10 protein-coding genes, 1 tRNA gene and 1 pseudogene are annotated in these 16,664 nt (G+C 65.4%); 4 read left to right on the forward strand and 8 right to left on the reverse strand.

The window, feature by feature from the left end; all coding sequences use genetic code 11:
- Positions 1-212: 212 nt before the first annotated feature.
- A pseudogene (locus Q5Q88_RS01465) lies at positions 213-506 on the forward strand (glutamine synthetase III); the annotation flags it as partial.
- A gap of 121 nt (positions 507-627) precedes the next feature.
- Here Q5Q88_RS01465 and Q5Q88_RS01470 read toward each other — a convergent pair.
- Positions 628-2,112, reverse strand: coding sequence for a glutamate synthase subunit beta (locus Q5Q88_RS01470; RefSeq protein WP_294122442.1), 1,485 nt, complete (start codon positions 2,110-2,112; stop codon positions 628-630).
- Positions 2,105-6,826 carry a glutamate synthase large subunit gene (gene gltB / locus Q5Q88_RS01475; protein ID WP_294159256.1) on the reverse strand — a complete coding sequence of 1,574 codons (4,722 nt, stop codon included), beginning with the start codon at positions 6,824-6,826 and terminating at the stop codon, positions 2,105-2,107. The genes Q5Q88_RS01470 and gltB overlap by 8 nt, the downstream gene beginning before the upstream one ends.
- A 362-nt stretch (positions 6,827-7,188) precedes the next feature.
- On the opposite strand from gltB, the gene Q5Q88_RS01480 reads away from it, so the two are divergent.
- The 3 genes from Q5Q88_RS01480 (at position 7,189) to Q5Q88_RS01490 (ending at position 10,172) form a co-directional block, all read left to right on the forward strand.
- On the forward strand, positions 7,189-9,279 hold the full coding sequence (locus Q5Q88_RS01480) for a glutamine synthetase III (RefSeq protein ID WP_294122438.1): 2,091 nt from the start codon (positions 7,189-7,191) through the stop codon (positions 9,277-9,279).
- Between the two features lie 25 nt (positions 9,280-9,304).
- Positions 9,305-9,381, forward strand: a tRNA-Glu gene (locus Q5Q88_RS01485).
- A 266-nt stretch (positions 9,382-9,647) separates the two neighbouring features.
- Positions 9,648-10,172 carry a biotin transporter BioY gene (locus Q5Q88_RS01490; RefSeq protein WP_118654338.1) on the forward strand — a complete coding sequence of 175 codons (525 nt, stop codon included), beginning with the start codon at positions 9,648-9,650 and terminating at the stop codon, positions 10,170-10,172.
- A 65-nt stretch (positions 10,173-10,237) separates the two neighbouring features.
- Here Q5Q88_RS01490 and Q5Q88_RS01495 read toward each other — a convergent pair whose 3' ends face one another.
- The 6 genes from Q5Q88_RS01495 to Q5Q88_RS01520 form a co-directional block, all read right to left on the reverse strand.
- Positions 10,238-12,439: a MurT ligase domain-containing protein gene (locus Q5Q88_RS01495; RefSeq protein WP_302741370.1), complete on the reverse strand. Its 2,202-nt coding sequence runs from the start codon at positions 12,437-12,439 to the stop codon at positions 10,238-10,240.
- Positions 12,440-12,523: 84 nt separating this feature from the next.
- Positions 12,524-13,318 (reverse strand): hypothetical protein, encoded by a 795-nt coding sequence (locus tag Q5Q88_RS01500; RefSeq protein WP_302741372.1) that lies wholly within the window; start codon positions 13,316-13,318, stop codon positions 12,524-12,526.
- 3 nt (positions 13,319-13,321) lie between these two features.
- On the reverse strand, positions 13,322-13,774 hold the full coding sequence (locus tag Q5Q88_RS01505) for a peptidylprolyl isomerase (RefSeq protein WP_118654336.1): 453 nt from the start codon (positions 13,772-13,774) through the stop codon (positions 13,322-13,324).
- Between the two features lie 75 nt (positions 13,775-13,849).
- The gene (locus Q5Q88_RS01510) at positions 13,850-14,875 is read right to left on the reverse strand and encodes a hypothetical protein (protein WP_302741375.1); all 1,026 of its coding nucleotides are present in this window, start codon (positions 14,873-14,875) and stop codon (positions 13,850-13,852) included.
- Positions 14,875-15,960, reverse strand: coding sequence for a hypothetical protein (locus Q5Q88_RS01515; protein ID WP_118654334.1), 1,086 nt, complete (start codon positions 15,958-15,960; stop codon positions 14,875-14,877). The genes Q5Q88_RS01510 and Q5Q88_RS01515 overlap by 1 nt, the downstream gene beginning before the upstream one ends.
- Positions 15,961-16,155: 195 nt before the next feature.
- Entirely contained in the window at positions 16,156-16,572 is a 417-nt protein-coding gene (locus Q5Q88_RS01520; RefSeq protein ID WP_302741376.1) for a NusG domain II-containing protein, read from the reverse strand.
- Positions 16,573-16,664 lie beyond the last annotated feature (92 nt).

Here is a 16,664-nt window from a genome sequence, read left to right on the forward strand (position 1 = left end):
CGCCGGCGGAAGATTTGAGTTCCAACCGTGTTGTCAATTGTTGTTTGAGGATGGCTCCGCTATGCCTAGCTGCATGCTTCCCGCTGCGATCGCACCGGGGAGCGAGGTGTAGCGCCTGGCGCGAGGCAGCGCGGGGCGCGTCTGTATCGACCGACCATCTCGGGGCGGCGCCGCGGCGCCGCGGCTTTTTGACCTATGAAAGGGAGCTCCCTATGGCTGATCTTACCGAGCGTTTTGGAACCATGGTCTTCTCCGAGGACGAGATGAAGCGGTGGCTGCCCAAGGACGTGTACAAGAGGCTCGCCAAGACCATCGAGGAGGGCGAGTCGCTCGACCTCGATGTGGCGAACGCCGTGACGCACGCCATGAAGGAATGGGCGCTGCTGCACGGCGCCACGCACTACGCGCACTGGTTCCAGCCGCTCTCGGGTATCACGAGCGAGAAGTACAACAAGCTCATGAACATCGAGGCGACCACCATGGTGCGCGAGGCGCGCCGCGCCGTGGACGCGATGGAGGAGATCGTCGCCGCCGACTACTGGCCCGTTCCCACCTACGACGATATCCTGTTCTACGTGCAACCTCTCAGAAAGGGGACAGGCACTTTTCTGAGGTCGCGAGCTGAGGCTACAGCGCGAGCTCGCGGGCGACCTCGTCTGCACAGGCCAGGGCGTCGGCGATGGCGTTGACTACCAGTGAGGAGCCGGTGCGCGCATCGCCGCAGGCGAAGACCGCGGCCCCCGGCGCGCCCTGCGTCTTGGGGGCGCAACGGTGGGAAGCCCCCTCCATGACGGTCAGGGCGCGCCCCTGGTCGGAGACGAGCGCGCCGAAGGCGTCGAACGTGCTCGTCTCCGGTCCGGTGAACCCGCAGGCGATGAGCACCAGCTGTGCCGGGATCTCATGCTCGGATCCCTCGATACGGCGGGGGGTGCCGTCGCTCCAATCGAGGTTGGCGACGAGCAGCCCGCGCACGCCGCCCCGTTCGTCCGTGAGAACCTCGATCGTGTCGGCAGCCCACGTGCGCATCTCGGCGCCCATGAGTTCGATGGCCTCTTGCTGCCCGTAGTCGGTCTTCTTCACGTTGGGCCATTGCGGCCAGCCATTGCCCTCGCGCGGGCATGCGGGCGGCTCCGGCAGGAACTCGAGCTGGCGCACTGATTGCGCTCCCTGGCGCACGGCGGTGCCCACGCAGTCGTTGCCAGTGTCGCCGCCGCCGATCACGACGACGTCGAGGCCGCGTGCCGATATGACGCTCGAGTCCGTATCGCCCGCGAGTACCGCGCGGGTCGCCGCCTCGAGGTAGTCGACGGCGTATACGACACCCGCCGCATCGGCGCCCGGGGATGCCAGGGGGCGCGGCGTACGCGCCCCGCATGCGAGGATGACGGCGTCCGACTCTTCGAGCAGCCCCTCGGCGACGTCTGCGCGAGAGGCGTCGACGCCCAGCCGGAATTCAATGCCCAGCGACTCCATGAGGTCCACACGGCGCTGGACGATCGACTTTTCGAGCTTCATGTTGGGGATTCCGTACATGAGCAGACCGCCGGCTCGGTCATCGCGCTCCACGATGGTCACGCGCGCGCCGCGCCGGGCGAGGTCCCACGCCGCCGCGAGCCCGGCGGGGCCGGATCCCACGACGGTGACGCGCGGCGCGTTCCTGCCAGGGGCGGGGAAGCGTGCGGGGCCGCCGTGCTCCCACTCCCAGTCGGAGATGGCGCGCTCGTTGTCGTGGATCGTGACGGGCTGGCCGTCGACGGTCCCGAGGTTGCACGCCGCCTCGCACAGGGCCGGGCATACGCGGCTCGTGAACTCGGGCAGGGGTGAGGTGAGCGCGAGGCGTTCGGCGGCGGCCTCCATACGTCCACGGTAGATGAGCTCGTTCCACTCGGGGATGAGGTTGTGCAGCGGGCACCCGCTCGTGCGTGCGCGCCCGAACGATATGCCCGATTGACAGAAGGCGACGCCGCACATCATGCAGCGGCTCGCCTGCTCACGCCGGACATCCTCGCCGGGTTCGCGATACAGCGGGTCGAAGTCGCGCGTGCGTTCATCGGTCGGCCGCAGGACGTGGGCCTGCCGATCCGTGGTGAGAAAAGCTCCGGGTTTACCCATGGTGGGCCTCCTTGGTGCTCATGGGACTGCAGATGGATGAGGGAATGGTGCTTGCAGCGGATGCTGCGCTTGCTGAGGGCGCGGTCATGATTTCGAAGGCGCGTTCGACGGCCGCCTCGTGGGAGTGTCCGGCGCGTTCCTCCTCCGTCACGATCTCGAGCATGTGCCGGTATTCGGTGGGAATCACCTTGATAAAGGCGTGCTCGATGTCGGAGAAGCAGTACAGAAGCCTCATGCCGCGCGGACTCGCCGTGTACCTGACGTGCTCCTCGATGAGTGAACGGATGCGGGCGAGTTCGGAGGCGTCCGGCCGCTCGAGCGTGAGCGTCTCCGCGTTCACGCGGCTGGCAAGCGTGCCGTACTCGTCGTAGACGTAGGCGACGCCGCCCGTCATGCCGGCGCCGAAGTTGTGCCCGACCTCGCCGAGGATGAGCGCGACACCGCCCGTCATGTACTCGCAGCCATGTGCGCCCACACCCTCGACGACCACGGTCGCACCCGAGTTCCTCACGGCGAAGCGCTGGCCGGCAAGGCCGTTTACAAAGCCGCGACCGCCCGTCGCGCCCATGAACGCGACGTTGCCCACGATGACGTTCTCGTCGAACTTGAAGGTCGCGCCCTCTGGGGGTGCCACGGACAGGACGCCTCCCGAGAGGCCCTTGCCAAAGTAGTCGTTCGCGTCGCCGCGCACGCTGAGCGTCATGCCGCTGGGAACGAATGCGCCGAAGCTCTGGCCCGCAGAGCCCGTGCACCGTACCGTGATGGAGCCCTCCGGCAGCCCGTTGGGGTGCGCACTGGTGACGGCATGTCCGAGCATGGTGCCCGTGCAGCGGTTGATGTTGGCAATGTCGACGTCCAGCTGGACGGGGACCATGTGCGAGCGGGCGTGGGCGGTGCGAGGGATGAGCAGCGTGGCGTCGAGCGTCTCGTCGAGGTTCGAATCGGCCGCCATGTAGGGCAGGTAGTGGCGGCAATCGGCCCCGGGGATATGGGAGCCGAACTCGCAGCGAGCCGGCGCGAGGACACGGGAGAGGTCGAGGAGGTCGGACTTCCAGTTTCCGGCGCCGCGCACCTGGCGCAGGCATTCGACGTGCCCGACCATCTCGTCGACGGTGGCGAAGCCCAGACGCGCCATCACGCCGCGCAGCTGCTCGGCGACGAACAACATGAACCGTTCGACGTGCTCGGGCTTACCGGCGAAGCCGTGGCGCAGGCGGCAGTTCTGCGTGGCGATGCCGGCCGGGCACGTGTCCTGCTGGCAGTCGCGCTGCATGAGGCACCCCATGGCGATGAGCGGCATGGTGGCGAAGCCGAACTCCTCGGCGCCCAGCAGGCACGCCACGGCGACGTCGGTGCCGTCCATGAGCTTGCCGTCCGCCTCGAGCACCACGCGGGAGCGCAGGCCGTTGCGCACGAGCGTCTGCTGTGCCTCGGCAAGGCCGAGCTCCAGCGGCAGGCCGGCGTGCCAGATGGAATCGCGCGGGGCCGCGCCCGAGCCGCCGTTGTGGCCCGAGATCAAGATCTTGTTGGCGGCACCCTTGGCGACGCCGGTGGCGATGGTTCCCACGCCCGCCTCGCTCACAAGCTTGACGCTCACGCGCGCACGGGGGTTGGCGCACTTGAGGTCGAAGATGAGCTCGGCCAGGTCCTCGATGGAGTAGATGTCGTGGTGCGGAGGAGGCGAGATGAGGCCGATGCCGGGCGTCGACTGTCGGACCTCGGCGATCCAAGGGTAGACCTTCTTGCCGGGCAGGTGGCCGCCCTCGCCGGGTTTCGCGCCCTGCGCCATCTTGATCTGGATCTCGGTTGCCGAGGAGAGGTACCGGCTCGTCACGCCAAAGCGGCCAGAAGCGACCTGTTTGATGGCGGAGTTCACCGAGTCGCCATCCGCGAGCGGCGTCTCGCGGCGCGGGTCCTCGCCGCCTTCGCCCGAGTTGGACCGGCCGTGCAGACGGTTCATGGCGATGGCGAGACACTCGTGGGCCTCGCGGCTGATGGAGCCATAGCTCATGGCGCCGGTGTTGAAGCGCGTGGCGATGGAGCGCGCGTCCTCGACCTGATCGAGCGGGATGGGCGCGCGATCGGATGCGTCGAAGTCGATCAGGTCGCGCAGGCGCACGACGCGGCCCGGGCGGTGCAGGCGGGCGCTATACGCTTCGAATGCCTCGGCGTCGTCTTCGTGCACGGCACGTTGCAGCAGGTAGACGGTTTGGGGGTCGATGAGGTGGTCTTCGCCGCCCAAGGGGCGCCACTTGGTGAGGCCGAGCGTGGGGAGCTGGTCGGGCGCGGGAGAATGCGCGATTCTCTCCGCGGCATCCACCCGCTCATCGAGTTCGCGCTGAAGCTCGGCGAGGCCCATGCCGCCCACGCGGCTGACCGTGCCCGAGAAGCAGCGGTCGACGAGCTCAGGTGCGAGGCCGACGGCCTCGAAGATCTGGGCGGAATGGTAGCTTTGCATGGTGGAGATGCCCATCTTGGACATGATGGACACCACGCCCGCTGTTGCCGCGCGGTCGAAGCGTTCGATGCCCTCTCGAGCGCAAAGCACACGGCCGTCGGCTTCCACAAGGTCGCCCTCGTGCGCCAGACGCGCGATGTGCGTGTGGGCGCCGTACGGGTAGATGCCGCTTGCCGAGTAACTTACAAGCGCGGCGAGGTCGTGCGCCGAGAGCGCGTCGCCGCACTCGACGATGAGGTCGGCGAAGGTTCGCAGCCCCGAGCGCATCAGGTGGTTGTGAACCGCTCCGACGGCGAGGAGCGACGGGATGGAGACCTCACCTGAGCCCGCGCGGTCGGAGATTGCCACGATGTTCACGCCGTCGCGCACCGCCCGCTCGACCTCGCGGCACAGCTCATCGAGCGCGCGCTCAAGCGCACCTTCTCCCGCATCGCGCAGGTAGACGGCGCGGAAGGTGCGGGCATGGAAACCCGTGCGGTCGATTGAGGAGATTGCCTTGAACTGCTCGCCCGTGAGGATCGGGGAATCCAGGCGAATGAGCTGGCAGGCGCTGCGGCTGTCCTCCAGCAAGTTGCCGTGATTGCCCAGGTACAGGATGGTCGAAGTGACCACGTGCTCGCGCAGCGCGTCGATGGGCGGGTTCGTCACTTGGGCGAACAGCTGGTAGAAGTAGTCGAAGAAAGAGCGCGTCTTGGTGGAGAGGCAGGCGAGCGGGGCGTCGATGCCCATGGAGGCGAGCGGCACCTTGCCCGTCAGGGCCATGGGGCGCACGACCTCATCGACGTCATCCCAGTGGTGGCCGAGTTTGGCGGCCTCGACGGCCGACAGCATATCTGCCCCGTCGGTGTCTGCATTGCTGCCAGACTCGTCCGCGATGTCCGCAAGGGTGAGCATCTCCTCGGCAATCCAGTCGCGGAACGGCTTGAGCTTGGCAAGGCCAGAGCGAAGCTCGTCGTTGTAGATCACGCGCGCCTGGGAGAAATCGACCTCGAGCATCTCGCCCGGACCGAGCAGCCCGGAGGTGAGGACGTTGGCAGGGTCGACCTCGATGGTTCCAACCTCGGAGGACAGCAGGAAGCGGTCGTCGCGCGTCACGTAATAGCGAGCCGGGCGCAGGCCGTTACGGTCGAGGGCGGCGCCGAGCGTGCGTCCATCGGTGAACGCGATGGCGGCAGGTCCGTCCCAGGGCTCCATGAGCATGGACTGGTAGGCGTCGTAGGAACGGCGCTCCGGCGTGAGCGCGTCATTGTGATCCCAGGGCTCGGGCATGAGCATCGAGACGGCGCGCGTGAGGGGCCTGCCGTTTTGCACAAGGAATTCGAGCACGTTGTCGAGGATCGCGGAGTCCGATCCCTCGCGGTTGATGATGGGCAGCACGCGTTCCAAATCGTGTTGGAGCACGGGCGAATAGAGGTTGGGCTCACGCGCGCGGATCCAGTTGACGTTGCCCTTCAAGGTGTTGATCTCGCCGTTGTGGATGATGAGGCGATTGGGGTGCGCGCGCTCCCAGCTGGGCGTGGTGTTGGTCGAATAGCGGGAGTGGACGAGCGCGACGGCCGTCTTGACGGCGGCGTCGTTGAGGTCGATGTAGAAACGGCGCATCTGGGTCGCGACGAGCATGCCCTTGTACACGATGGTCCGCGCGCTCATGGAGCAGATGTAGAAGATCTTCCCGTCGAGGGAGGGCTCGGCATCGGCGCGCTTCTCGATGGAGCGACGGCACACGTAGAGGGCGCGCTCGAATTCGTCACCGGCCTCGATCGAGTCGGGGCGTCCCAGGAACGCCTGCATGATGGTGGGCATGCAAGCTTGTGCGGTCGAACCGAGGTCGTGCGGATCGACGGGGACGGTGCGCCAAAAGAGCAGGGGGATACCGCAAGCGGCGCATTCCTCTTCGAAGATGCGGCGTGCGTCCACCACTCCGTGTTCATCGCGCGGCAAAAAGACCATCGCCACGCCGTAGTCGCCCTCTGCGGGCAGGAGATGCCCGCACTTCTGTGCCTCCTTGCGGAAGAATCGGTGGGGGACCTGGAAGAGAATGCCCGCGCCGTCACCGGTGTTGCGCTCGAGCCCCACGCCGCCGCGGTGCTCGAGGTTCACCAAGACGGAGAGGGCGTCGTCGAGGATCTGGTGGCTGCGCTCACCCTTGATGCTCGCCAGGGCGCCGATGCCGCATGCATCGTGTTCGAATTCGGGTTTATAGAGGGTCGGCTGGTCGTCCTTGCCTGTGGCGGGCGATATGGGTGTCTGTTCCATGCCTGCTCCTTTGCTCTTGATGCCAGTGAGAATCGTTCGGCAGGAATGGTACGTTCGGTTGGTTGCGTGTGGTTTGCAGGTGTGTTTCCCGATGGTTTCCGGCATGCGAACATCTGAATACGCACATTTCACACCCATGCTGAGCTGGGATTATCCAAAAACGGACGAAATACGCCGTCGCATGATTTTTTTGCCGCAGGTGTGCTTACGACATTCTTTCCGCAGGCAGCATGCGGTACGCTACGATATGTTTCACGCTTGCAACGCAGCGGTAATTGCATCGAAACGTATGGCGTATAGGCTGCAATCGTCCGCTAGCACCAGCGTCGCTCACGCGCGGCGCGCCACGAAGGGAGCATCTGATGGCCGATCTCACCGACCGCTTCGGCACGATGGTCTTCTCTGAAGACGTCATGAAGAAGTGGCTGCCCAAGGACGTGTACAAAAAGCTCGCGGGAACCATTGAGGAGGGCAAGCCGCTCGACCTCGACGTCGCGAACGCCGTGGCCCACGCCATGAAGGAATGGGCGATCGCTCACGGCGCCACGCATTACGCGCATTGGTTCCAGCCCCTGTCGGGAATCACGAGCGAGAAGCACGACAGCTTCCTTGAGCCCAACCACGATGGCACCGCCATCACCAAGTTCTCGGGCAAGGCGCTCATCAAGGGCGAGCCCGACGCCTCGAGCTTCCCCAACGGCGGCCTGCGCGCCACCTTCGAGGCACGTGGCTATACCGCATGGGACGCCACGAGCCCGGCGTTCATCAAGGACGACGTGCTCTGCATCCCCACGGCGTTTTGCTCCTACACCGGCGAGGCGCTGGATAAGAAGACCCCGCTGCTGCGCTCCATGACCGCCCTCGACGAGCAGGCCAAGCGCGTACTCGCCCTGTTCGGCAAGCATCCCAAGCGCGTCGTGCCTTCCGTGGGCGACGAGCAGGAGTACTTCCTCATCAAGAAGGACGCATACCGTAAGCGCCGCGACCTCGTTATCTGCGGCCGCACGTTGTTCGGCGCGGCTCCGTGCAAGGGCCAGGAGCTCGAAGAGCACTATTTCGGTGCCATTCGCCCAACCGTCTCCGCGTACATGAAGGACCTCGATAACGAGCTTTGGGCACTGGGCATCCCGGCCAAGACGAAGCACAACGAGGTGGCGCCGTGCCAGCACGAACTCGCGCCCGTGTATTCCGAGCTCAACGAGGCCGTTGACAACAACCTCCTCATGATGGAGAAGATGAAGCTCATCGCCAGCCGCCACGATCTGGTGTGCCTGCTGCACGAGAAGCCGTTCGAGGGCATCAACGGTTCGGGCAAGCACAACAACTGGTCGCTCGGTACGGCCGACGAAAACCTCCTCGACCCCGGCGACACCCCGCTCGAGAACTTGCAGTTCGTGGTGTTCCTTACTGCGGTCATCGAGGCCGTCGACAAGTACCAGGATCTCCTGCGCGCCAGCGTCGCGAGCTGCGGCAACGACCACCGTCTGGGCGCCAACGAGGCGCCGCCGGCGATCATGTCCATCTTCCTGGGCGATCAGCTCACCGAGGTCGTCGAGATGCTGATGGACGGCGAGGCGAGCGTCCACGCCACCACCGACACGCTCACCTTCGGCACGGTGCTGCTGCCCAACCTCGAGCAGGACAACACCGACCGCAACCGCACGAGCCCTTTCGCCTTCACGGGCAACAAGTTCGAGTTCCGCGCCGTGGGCTCCGAGGCGAACGTCTCCGACGCGAACCTGGTGCTCGACTGTGCCGTCGCCCAGGCCCTGCGCGACTTCGCGGACGCCCTCGAGGGCACGCCCGAGGACGACTTCCAGGAGGCCGCGCTGGCCTACTGCGCCGAGCATCTGCGTGAGCATCGCCGCATCCTCTTCTCCGGTGATGGTTATTCCGAGGCGTGGGAGAAGGAGGCCGAGTCTCGCGGCCTGTGCAACTTCCGCACCGCCGCCGACGCGCTGCCGGCATTTGTCGCCGAGAAGAACCTCGCGCTGTTCCAGGAGCTCGGCGTGCTTTCCGAGGCAGAGGCCGTGTGCCGCTACGAGGTTAAGCTCGAGAAGTACAACAAGCTCATGAACATCGAGGCCACGACGATGATCCGCGAGGCGCGCCGCACGTACCGCCCGGTCATCACCGCCTACGCCACCAAGGTCGCCAAGGGTCTTGAGGCCATCCGCGCCGCCGGTGCCGAGGCGGCGATGCAGTGCGAGCAGAATACGCTCAATAAGCTCTGCAACGGCATCACCGACATCAACGAGGCCATCAAGGCGCTCGATGCGGTGCACGTCAAGGCGGAGTCCATGGCAGATGGCCAGGAGCAGGCGAATTGCTATGCGCACGAGGTTGCACCCGCTATGGCCGACCTGCGCGCGGCAGTCGATGCCATGGAGGAGATCGTGGCTGCAGATTACTGGCCGGTCCCGACGTATGATGACGTCTTGTTCTACGTGTAGGAACTCTGTTATACTCTTGCGCGCTGTCCCCATCGTCTAGCGGCCAAGGACGCCACCCTTTCAAGGTGGATATCACGGGTTCGAATCCCGTTGGGGGCACCATCGAATTGCCAGCCCGGATCCCTTGCGGGATTCGGGCTTGTTACGTTGACGGGCCGGGGTTCGAACCCATTGGGGTCGCGAGACTGAGGAAACGCGCGAGCGTTTCCCAGCGAGCGTGCGAGGGCGCTATGCGCCCGAAGCCGCGGACGGCGCAGCCGGACGCGAATCCCGTTGGGGGCACCATCGAATTGCCAGCCCGGATCCCTTGCGGGATTCGGGCTTGTTGTTGTAACGGGGCTCGTTCTTTTCATGAATGGGGGAGCAACATGGACGCCAAGCGTATTGCCCGTGCCGGACTCATGGTGGCGCTATTGGCGGCTTCCGCCCAGGTCATGCTGCCTTTTGGCCCCGTGCCCTTCACCTTGCAGACGTTCGTGCTCGCCATGATCCCCGCCGTGCTCGATCGCCGCACGGCGGTCCTTACGGTTGTCGCGTACGTCTTGCTCGGCGCCGTTGGCCTTCCGGTTTTCTCCGGCTTCATGGGAGGCTTCGGTGCGCTTGCGGGCCCCACGGGCGGTTTTCTGTGGGGATTCATCCTGGGCATGGTAGCAGCCGGCGTTCTGGACAGGGCGCTTCCGGCACGTATCCCCGCGTACCCGCGTGCCCTCGCATCCGCCGCTGTGTTGCTGCTCGTTTCGTATGTATGCGGCACCGTCCAGCTCATGGCGTTTCTGTCGATCGACCTGTGGGGCGCGCTTGCCATCGCGGTGGCTCCCTTCATCATCCCCGATGCCGTCAAGCTCGTCTGCGGCGCGCGGGTCGGGGTGTCCGTTGCCCGCGTCTTGCCATAAAAACGCGCGCCACGGGACGTGACGCGCGCATCTTCGAATATGTGCCACAGGGACTGGCGGCTGCGTTAACCAAGCAGTTTCATCGCCGCCTCGTGTGCGGCGTGCTCGCAGGCATCGTCGAGCATGGCGAGTGGCAACAGCTCTCGCGCCTGTATGTTACCGCCGCGCCCGCGGCGCTCGAGGGCTCGCGTGATGAGCCAATCGGCGAGCTCGGGGTTCTTGGAGAGCGCGGGTCCGTGGAGGTATGTTCCCACCAGGTTGCGGTGGAGGCATCCCTCAGAGCCGTCTTGACCGTTGTTGCCGGTGCCCTCGAGCACTGAGGTGCCGAGCGGATGCTCGCAGGCGTCGAGCACCGTGCGTCCGCCGTGGTTTTCAAACCCTACGAACGGGGCGTCGGCGATATCGGTTTTCACCGCGACGTTGCCCGTGAGGCGGCCTTCGCCACGTACCGTGTCGGCGGCGATGATGCCCAGCCCCTCAACCTTTTCATCGCCCATGTAATACGAGCGCCCGAGGAGCTGGTAGCTGCCGCAGATTGCGAGAACGACGCCATCATCCTCAACGTAGCCCTGCAGCTCGTCGCGCTGGTGGCGCAGCTCGTTGGCAACGGCGAGCTGGTCGCGGTCGGCACCGCCGCCTATGAGCACGATGTCCGCCGTGGACAGGTCGAGCACATCGCCCATGTGCACGTCGTCAACCTCGACGGGAATGCCCCGCCACCTGCAGCGGCGTTCGAGGATGATGGCATTGCCGCCATCGCCGTACAGGTTCAAGGCGTCGGGATAGAGGTGGACGATGCGCAACGGACGGCCCAGGTCGAGCATCTTGTCCGAGTGCTGGGTGTCGTCGTCATCGTGGATGGCCGTTACATCGATGGACACGGTTTTCGCATCGCCGGTCACGACGTCCCCGAGCCCCTCGAGCTCCTTGACGATTGGGGGGAACGCGGTGTAGTTGGCAACGGCATGAAGGACCTCGCCGACATCCTCGCCCGCCAAGGTATCGATGACATCGCCGATGCTATTAACGAGCGAGGCGTCGATGCCGGCGTACTTGAGGCGAACCTGCAGGTCGTGCGCGCGCGATCCGCCCGCAAAGGCATGTACGCCGGGAGCGCTCAGACATTCGAAGTCAACGTCCCAAATCCACGAGACGTCGCGTCCGTCCGCATCTGCGTCGTTGAGGTAGAAGGCCATGAGTTTGCCGCCCGAGGCCTTGACCTGCTGGATCTGACGATCGAAGCCCACGGGATTCTTGGCCAGGTCGGTCGCGACGATGCGCCCCTTCGCCTGCCAACGCGTCATGCGCCCTCCGGTGGGCACATAAGTGTCGAGGACGCCCTGGAAGCGGCTGGAATCGCCGTCGAGCGCGTCGAGGACCCAGGCGGCGGTCCAAGCGGCGGTGATGTTGTAGACCATGTACAGGCCGTTGTATCTGGTGGAGAGGGGCGCGGTCTGCGAGGACCCGTCTTGCTGCGCCTTCAATTCGAAGGAATAACCGGTGCTGGTGAGGTGCACGTTCGAGGCCCCCGAGGCGAGGTCGGGGCGCCTCCAGCCACAGGCGGGGCAGTGGTAGGAGCCCAGCTGACCGTATTGGATGTAGTCGTATTCGAGTGGGGCGTTGCAGTGGGCGCAGAAGCGCGACTCGGCGATGTGCGAGGCCTCGCCGCCGGTGGGGCCATCGAGCCCAAAGGGAAGCGAGGGATTGGGCAGGCGGTCGGCGATGGAGGCGCACAGCGGGTCGTCGGCATTGAAGATCAGCGTGGTCGTTGGCGACAAGGCGAGCGCCTGCGCGATGACGTCCTGGGTATGGTCGATCTCCCCATAGCGGTCGAGCTGGTCGCGGAACAGGTTGAGCAAGACGAAATACGTGGGCTTGAGGCGCGGCAGGATGCGCACGGTGTACAGCTCGTCGCACTCGAACACGCCCACGCGGCGCTTGCCGGCGGTTCGACGTCGATTGGAGTTCGCCTCGAGCAGGGTGCCCGTGATACCGGTCTCCATGTTGTTTCCCGCTCGGTTGCACACGCAGACGGCTCCGCTCGCCGCCACGGCATCGGCTATGAGGTTCGTCGTGGTGGTCTTGCCGTTCGTGCCGGTGATGACCACGCTTGCGTCCAGGAGGCCGGCAAGATCGGCGACGAGTTCGGGGTCGATGGAAAGGGCGAGCTTGCCGGGCAGTGCACCGCCGTTACGATGGAGGACGGAGCGGAGCCCCCAGCGGGCAAGGTCGGCGGTGACGGTTGCGATGTTCGATCTGATGCTCATGAGAGCTCCTATCGTGATGGGGATGTCATGTGCCTGGCGTTCGCTCCCGCCTTCCATGGTGGAGGGCCGGGGAGAACGACGGGCTTACTGGCTGGCAGCTGCGTATCGGGCGCGGCTGCGCTCCTCGGGTGTCATGCGGCTGCGCGGGGAGTAGATGACGTGTGTGCGGCAGCACTCGACGCACAGATCGCATCCGGCGCAGGCATCTGCGTCGATGCGGAACACGGGCGGCTCAAAGCTAATCGCCGGGCAGCCGGTGATTTGCTGGCAGCGGTGGCAGCTCATGCAGGCGTATGCATCGATCTCGGCGGGCTCCGCCTCGTATTCGCCGCGCTGGATTTGGGCGCAGGGCGAGGCGAACACCACGGCGTGGACGCCGGGGCGCGCCAAGGCACCGCAGAGAACGCCCGCGGCGCGTTGGCTGTCGAACGGATCCACGATCACGGCGTCGCCGCAACCCAGGGCGAGGGCACGTTCCGCCAGTCCTTCGATGGCCTCACGCGTGAGGAATGCGCGGCTGGATGCGAGCACGGCAAGGATGGTGACCCGTCCTTCTGCGGAAAGCCCCGCGAGTTCGGCTGATTCGTCATCACGGGCGAGCGCGGCGTCGGGCACGAAGTGGATGCACGCCTCGCAGGAGGGTTCCTGCGGTGTACCGCCCTGGGGCACAGGCGCCTTGTAGCGGTCGAGCAGCGCCTCTTCGCCGCCTACGCACGTGCAGGCGGCCGGGTGCATGGAGCCAACGGCGGCGCAGCCTGCGTCGCCGCAGATAACGCGGGCGCGTCCACGCCCAAGTGCCTCCCTACATGCCACGTATGCCGCGCGGTGGGGGCAACCCGGGCACGCCACGCCGCGCCGGATGGGATGGGACGTCACCATGGTCTACGCCTCCTCATCGGTATAGGGCTCACGGCTCACGAGCGAGAGTTCGAAGGTGAGGGTGTGCCCGGCCATGGGATGGTTGAAGTCAAACAGCGTGTCGCCGTCGTCGGCCACGCGCATCACGCGTGCGAGTTGCTGGTAGCCCTCGCCGTTCATGAGGTAGATGAGTTGCCCGGGTACCAGTTCCTCATAGTTTGGAATCTCGATCGTGGGCATGACGTACAGAAGGCGCGGGTCGTGCTCACCGTAGGCGTCCCTGGGCGCAAGGGTCACGGTCTTCTTCTCGCCGGGCTCCATGCCGAGCACCGCGACCTCGAAGCCTGGGACGACCTCGTGGTTTCCCTCGACATATGTGAGCGGCGTGCGGCCCTCGGTGGTATCGAAGACCTCGCCGTCCTCAAATGAGCCGGTGTAGTGCACGGTGACGCGGTGCTTGAGCGAAAAATCCTGCACGGGCGGTTCCTCCGGAATCGATTGGCAACCCGATAAGCGTATCACGGATGGCCCGGTGCCCGGCGCGCATGGGGGCTAGAACCCATGCCGTAACGCGAACTCCTCGGCACGCTCTCGGATTCCCTCGACGCCCTCCGCCCATGCGGCGAAATCGGGCGTGTCGGCGATGATGCCGTCGGCCTCCCACACGGCTTGGTGCGACAAGTCCCATGCCTCGAGGGCCGCGGGCCGCACGGGCAGGTACGGGTCGTGGTAGGTCGGGTTGATGAGGAAGAACGCCCCGCCGTCGCAGCGCGCCGCGAAATCACGGAGCGCACGGCGCGCGCTGCGACGCTGTCCGAGCTTGTAGAGCAAGATGGTGCGTCCCAAGAGGAACCACGGCAGGTCCTCGGCGCCCTCACCCGCATCGCGCGCAGCCGCGAAGAACCCGTCTTCGTCCTCCAGACGCGCGAGTGCGAGGAAGAGCGTGCCCACGGCGAGGTTGGGGTAGCCGTGCGCGCGCATCACCGTGCGGGCGTACGAGGCGGCGGCGCGGTAGCGGGCTGTGAAGATGCATCCTTGGGCGAGCGCCTCAACGGTGTGAAGCCAGCCGATGACCTCGGGGTCGCGTGCGGTGAGCTCCCCGGCATCCTCGCTTGCCGCGAGTGCGCTTTCACGCCATAGCCCCTCGATATCGGGGTCGAATCCCGGACGGGACATCACGAGTCTCTCCCGAGTTTCACGTTCGAGCTGGAGCATATCGCCCAGGCAGGCATCGAGGGGCACCTCGGCGAGCTGTATGGCGACGAGCCTCGCGTCGACGCAGTGGGGGTCCGTTCGCATGATCGCCGCGAGCTGGGCGCGGGCACGCTCGAAGAGCGCGCTGCGGTCGCGTTCGAAATCTCCGTCGGGCAGGTCCTCCATGCGGAGCAACCCGTCGAGGAGCTCCTCCTGCACGCGCATGTACGACACGAGGGCCCGCGCGCCGTCATCGGTTGCATAGCGATCGGGATCGCGCTCGATCTGTTCGTGAACGAGTTCGCGCGCCGCGTTCGTGAGCTCGGGATGGGCGAGGGCGTAGCGATGTTCAAGGTACGCGGGAACGTATGCACGTGGATTCATCAGTTCTCGCCTCCGGGTGCGTTGCCGCGCGTCTCGGTGTGGGGGAGCGGGTCGCGTGCGTCGAGGGAACGCTGCACCAGGTCGTGTTCGGCGATCCACAACGCAAAGCTCGCCGAATCGGGCGTGCCCATCCCTTCTTGCAGGAGCGGCGTCGCCTCCGAGAGGGCCAGCACCAGCTCATCCTCGCTGCCGGGTTGCACATTCACGCGCGAGAACACGCCGTCGGGGAATTCTGCCTGGAAGTAGAGGGATTGGGCACTGCGAGGGTACACGCGCATGAGCGTTCGCAACGCCGTCGTGGCCCCTGCCATGTCGAAGGAGCGGTATGCCAGGCTCATCTGCGCGATAAGGCTCCACGCGTCCGGTGCGTGGCCGCCGGGTTGTGTGCGGCGCGAGGCGCTCTTGCCCGCAAGTTGATAGGCGGCTGCATGGCGCGAACGGTAGCGTTTGAGTTCCTCGGGCGCCACCTCGAGCTTGGCGAGCGCGAGCATGCCGGTGTGGCGAATGCCCGCCATGTCGAGTGGGTAGGCTCTCAGGCCCTCCTCGGCGCACATGAGGGCCATGCGGTACTGCCCGGCGATGAACAGCCGCGAGGCGAGCATGGCAATCCAGCGTTGGAGGGGCCGCTGCCCCAAATCGCGCGCGAACTCCTCTTCGTAGGGGTTCGATGCGTCCTCGAGGAGGTGCTCGACGTCGCGTTCGACATCTGCGCGATGGTCGAGCAGATAGGAGATGAGTTCGTCGTCCGATTCCGATTGCAGGGTGGCGAGCATGCGCTGGGCATCCCAATTGCGCGGGTCGAGCTCGGTCGCCTCGCGCAGGTAGTTCTCCGCAATGTCGAACTGCGCCTCGGCGTCCTGTTCGGTCGGTGCGAACGGCGCACGGTAGTCGACGACCTCCGTTGCCTTGGATACCAAGTGAAACGAGCGCTCACGATCGGTGTGGATGAGCGACGAGGGGTCGTTTTGGAACGCCTCGGAGGCACGATCGATGTACAAGGGGTCTTGGAGGAGCTGAACGCCTTCGCGTTCCATATTGGCGAGGATGAGGCGAAGGCAGTCCTCCTGGATGGGGTCGAATGCCATGGGTCTCTCCTTTCCGGTTGACTGGTGGCGTGGGCCTGGTCGTTCGTGATGGTCGCGGGACGTGGCTCCGGGGCCCGAGGTATATATCCGCACGTACGGCTCTTATTCGTTATCGAACTAGTGTAGCCGTTTTCTTCTTGCCCATGGCGTGCGTCCCTTTGGGCTCACGCCATTGGCTTGCAGGACGTTGACGCGTCAATGAAGGACGGTCGCCTGTGACTCGTCTTGAACGATTTCGACGACGAGTCCGTGGGGAAGGCATACGATTTCTTCTCCAACGCCCGCAATGGGGTCATGCTCGACACAGACCTGGTTGTTGCAGTTGGCGCTCTCGACCTTTACGGTGCCGTTCGCGATGCGAATGGTGTTGAGGCCTTCGTGCGCATCGGGCCCCGTTCCCGTCCCGGGCGTTTCGACCACATATGTCGTCTCCGTGGAGAGCGGGTCGGTGCGGCGGAAGCCCTCTTTGGTCTGGGTAACCACGAGCGCGCCGCTCGCCGAAAAATCGCCAGCGTTTGCGGAGTTTGCCAACCACCAGATTCCACCTATGACGGCTGCCAGCAAAAGACCAGTAAAAAGGAGGATATCCCCCGTTTTGATGCGCGTTTTCATACACGTTCCCTTTCGCGACCTGCTGCTAAGAGGGCGAAGTATGCAAGAAGCCTAACAGATTTCGAACCTAGTCGGATGGGCGCACGCGATAT

This window comes from uncultured Collinsella sp. (assembly GCF_959026545.1).
Lineage (GTDB): Bacteria > Actinomycetota > Coriobacteriia > Coriobacteriales > Coriobacteriaceae > Collinsella.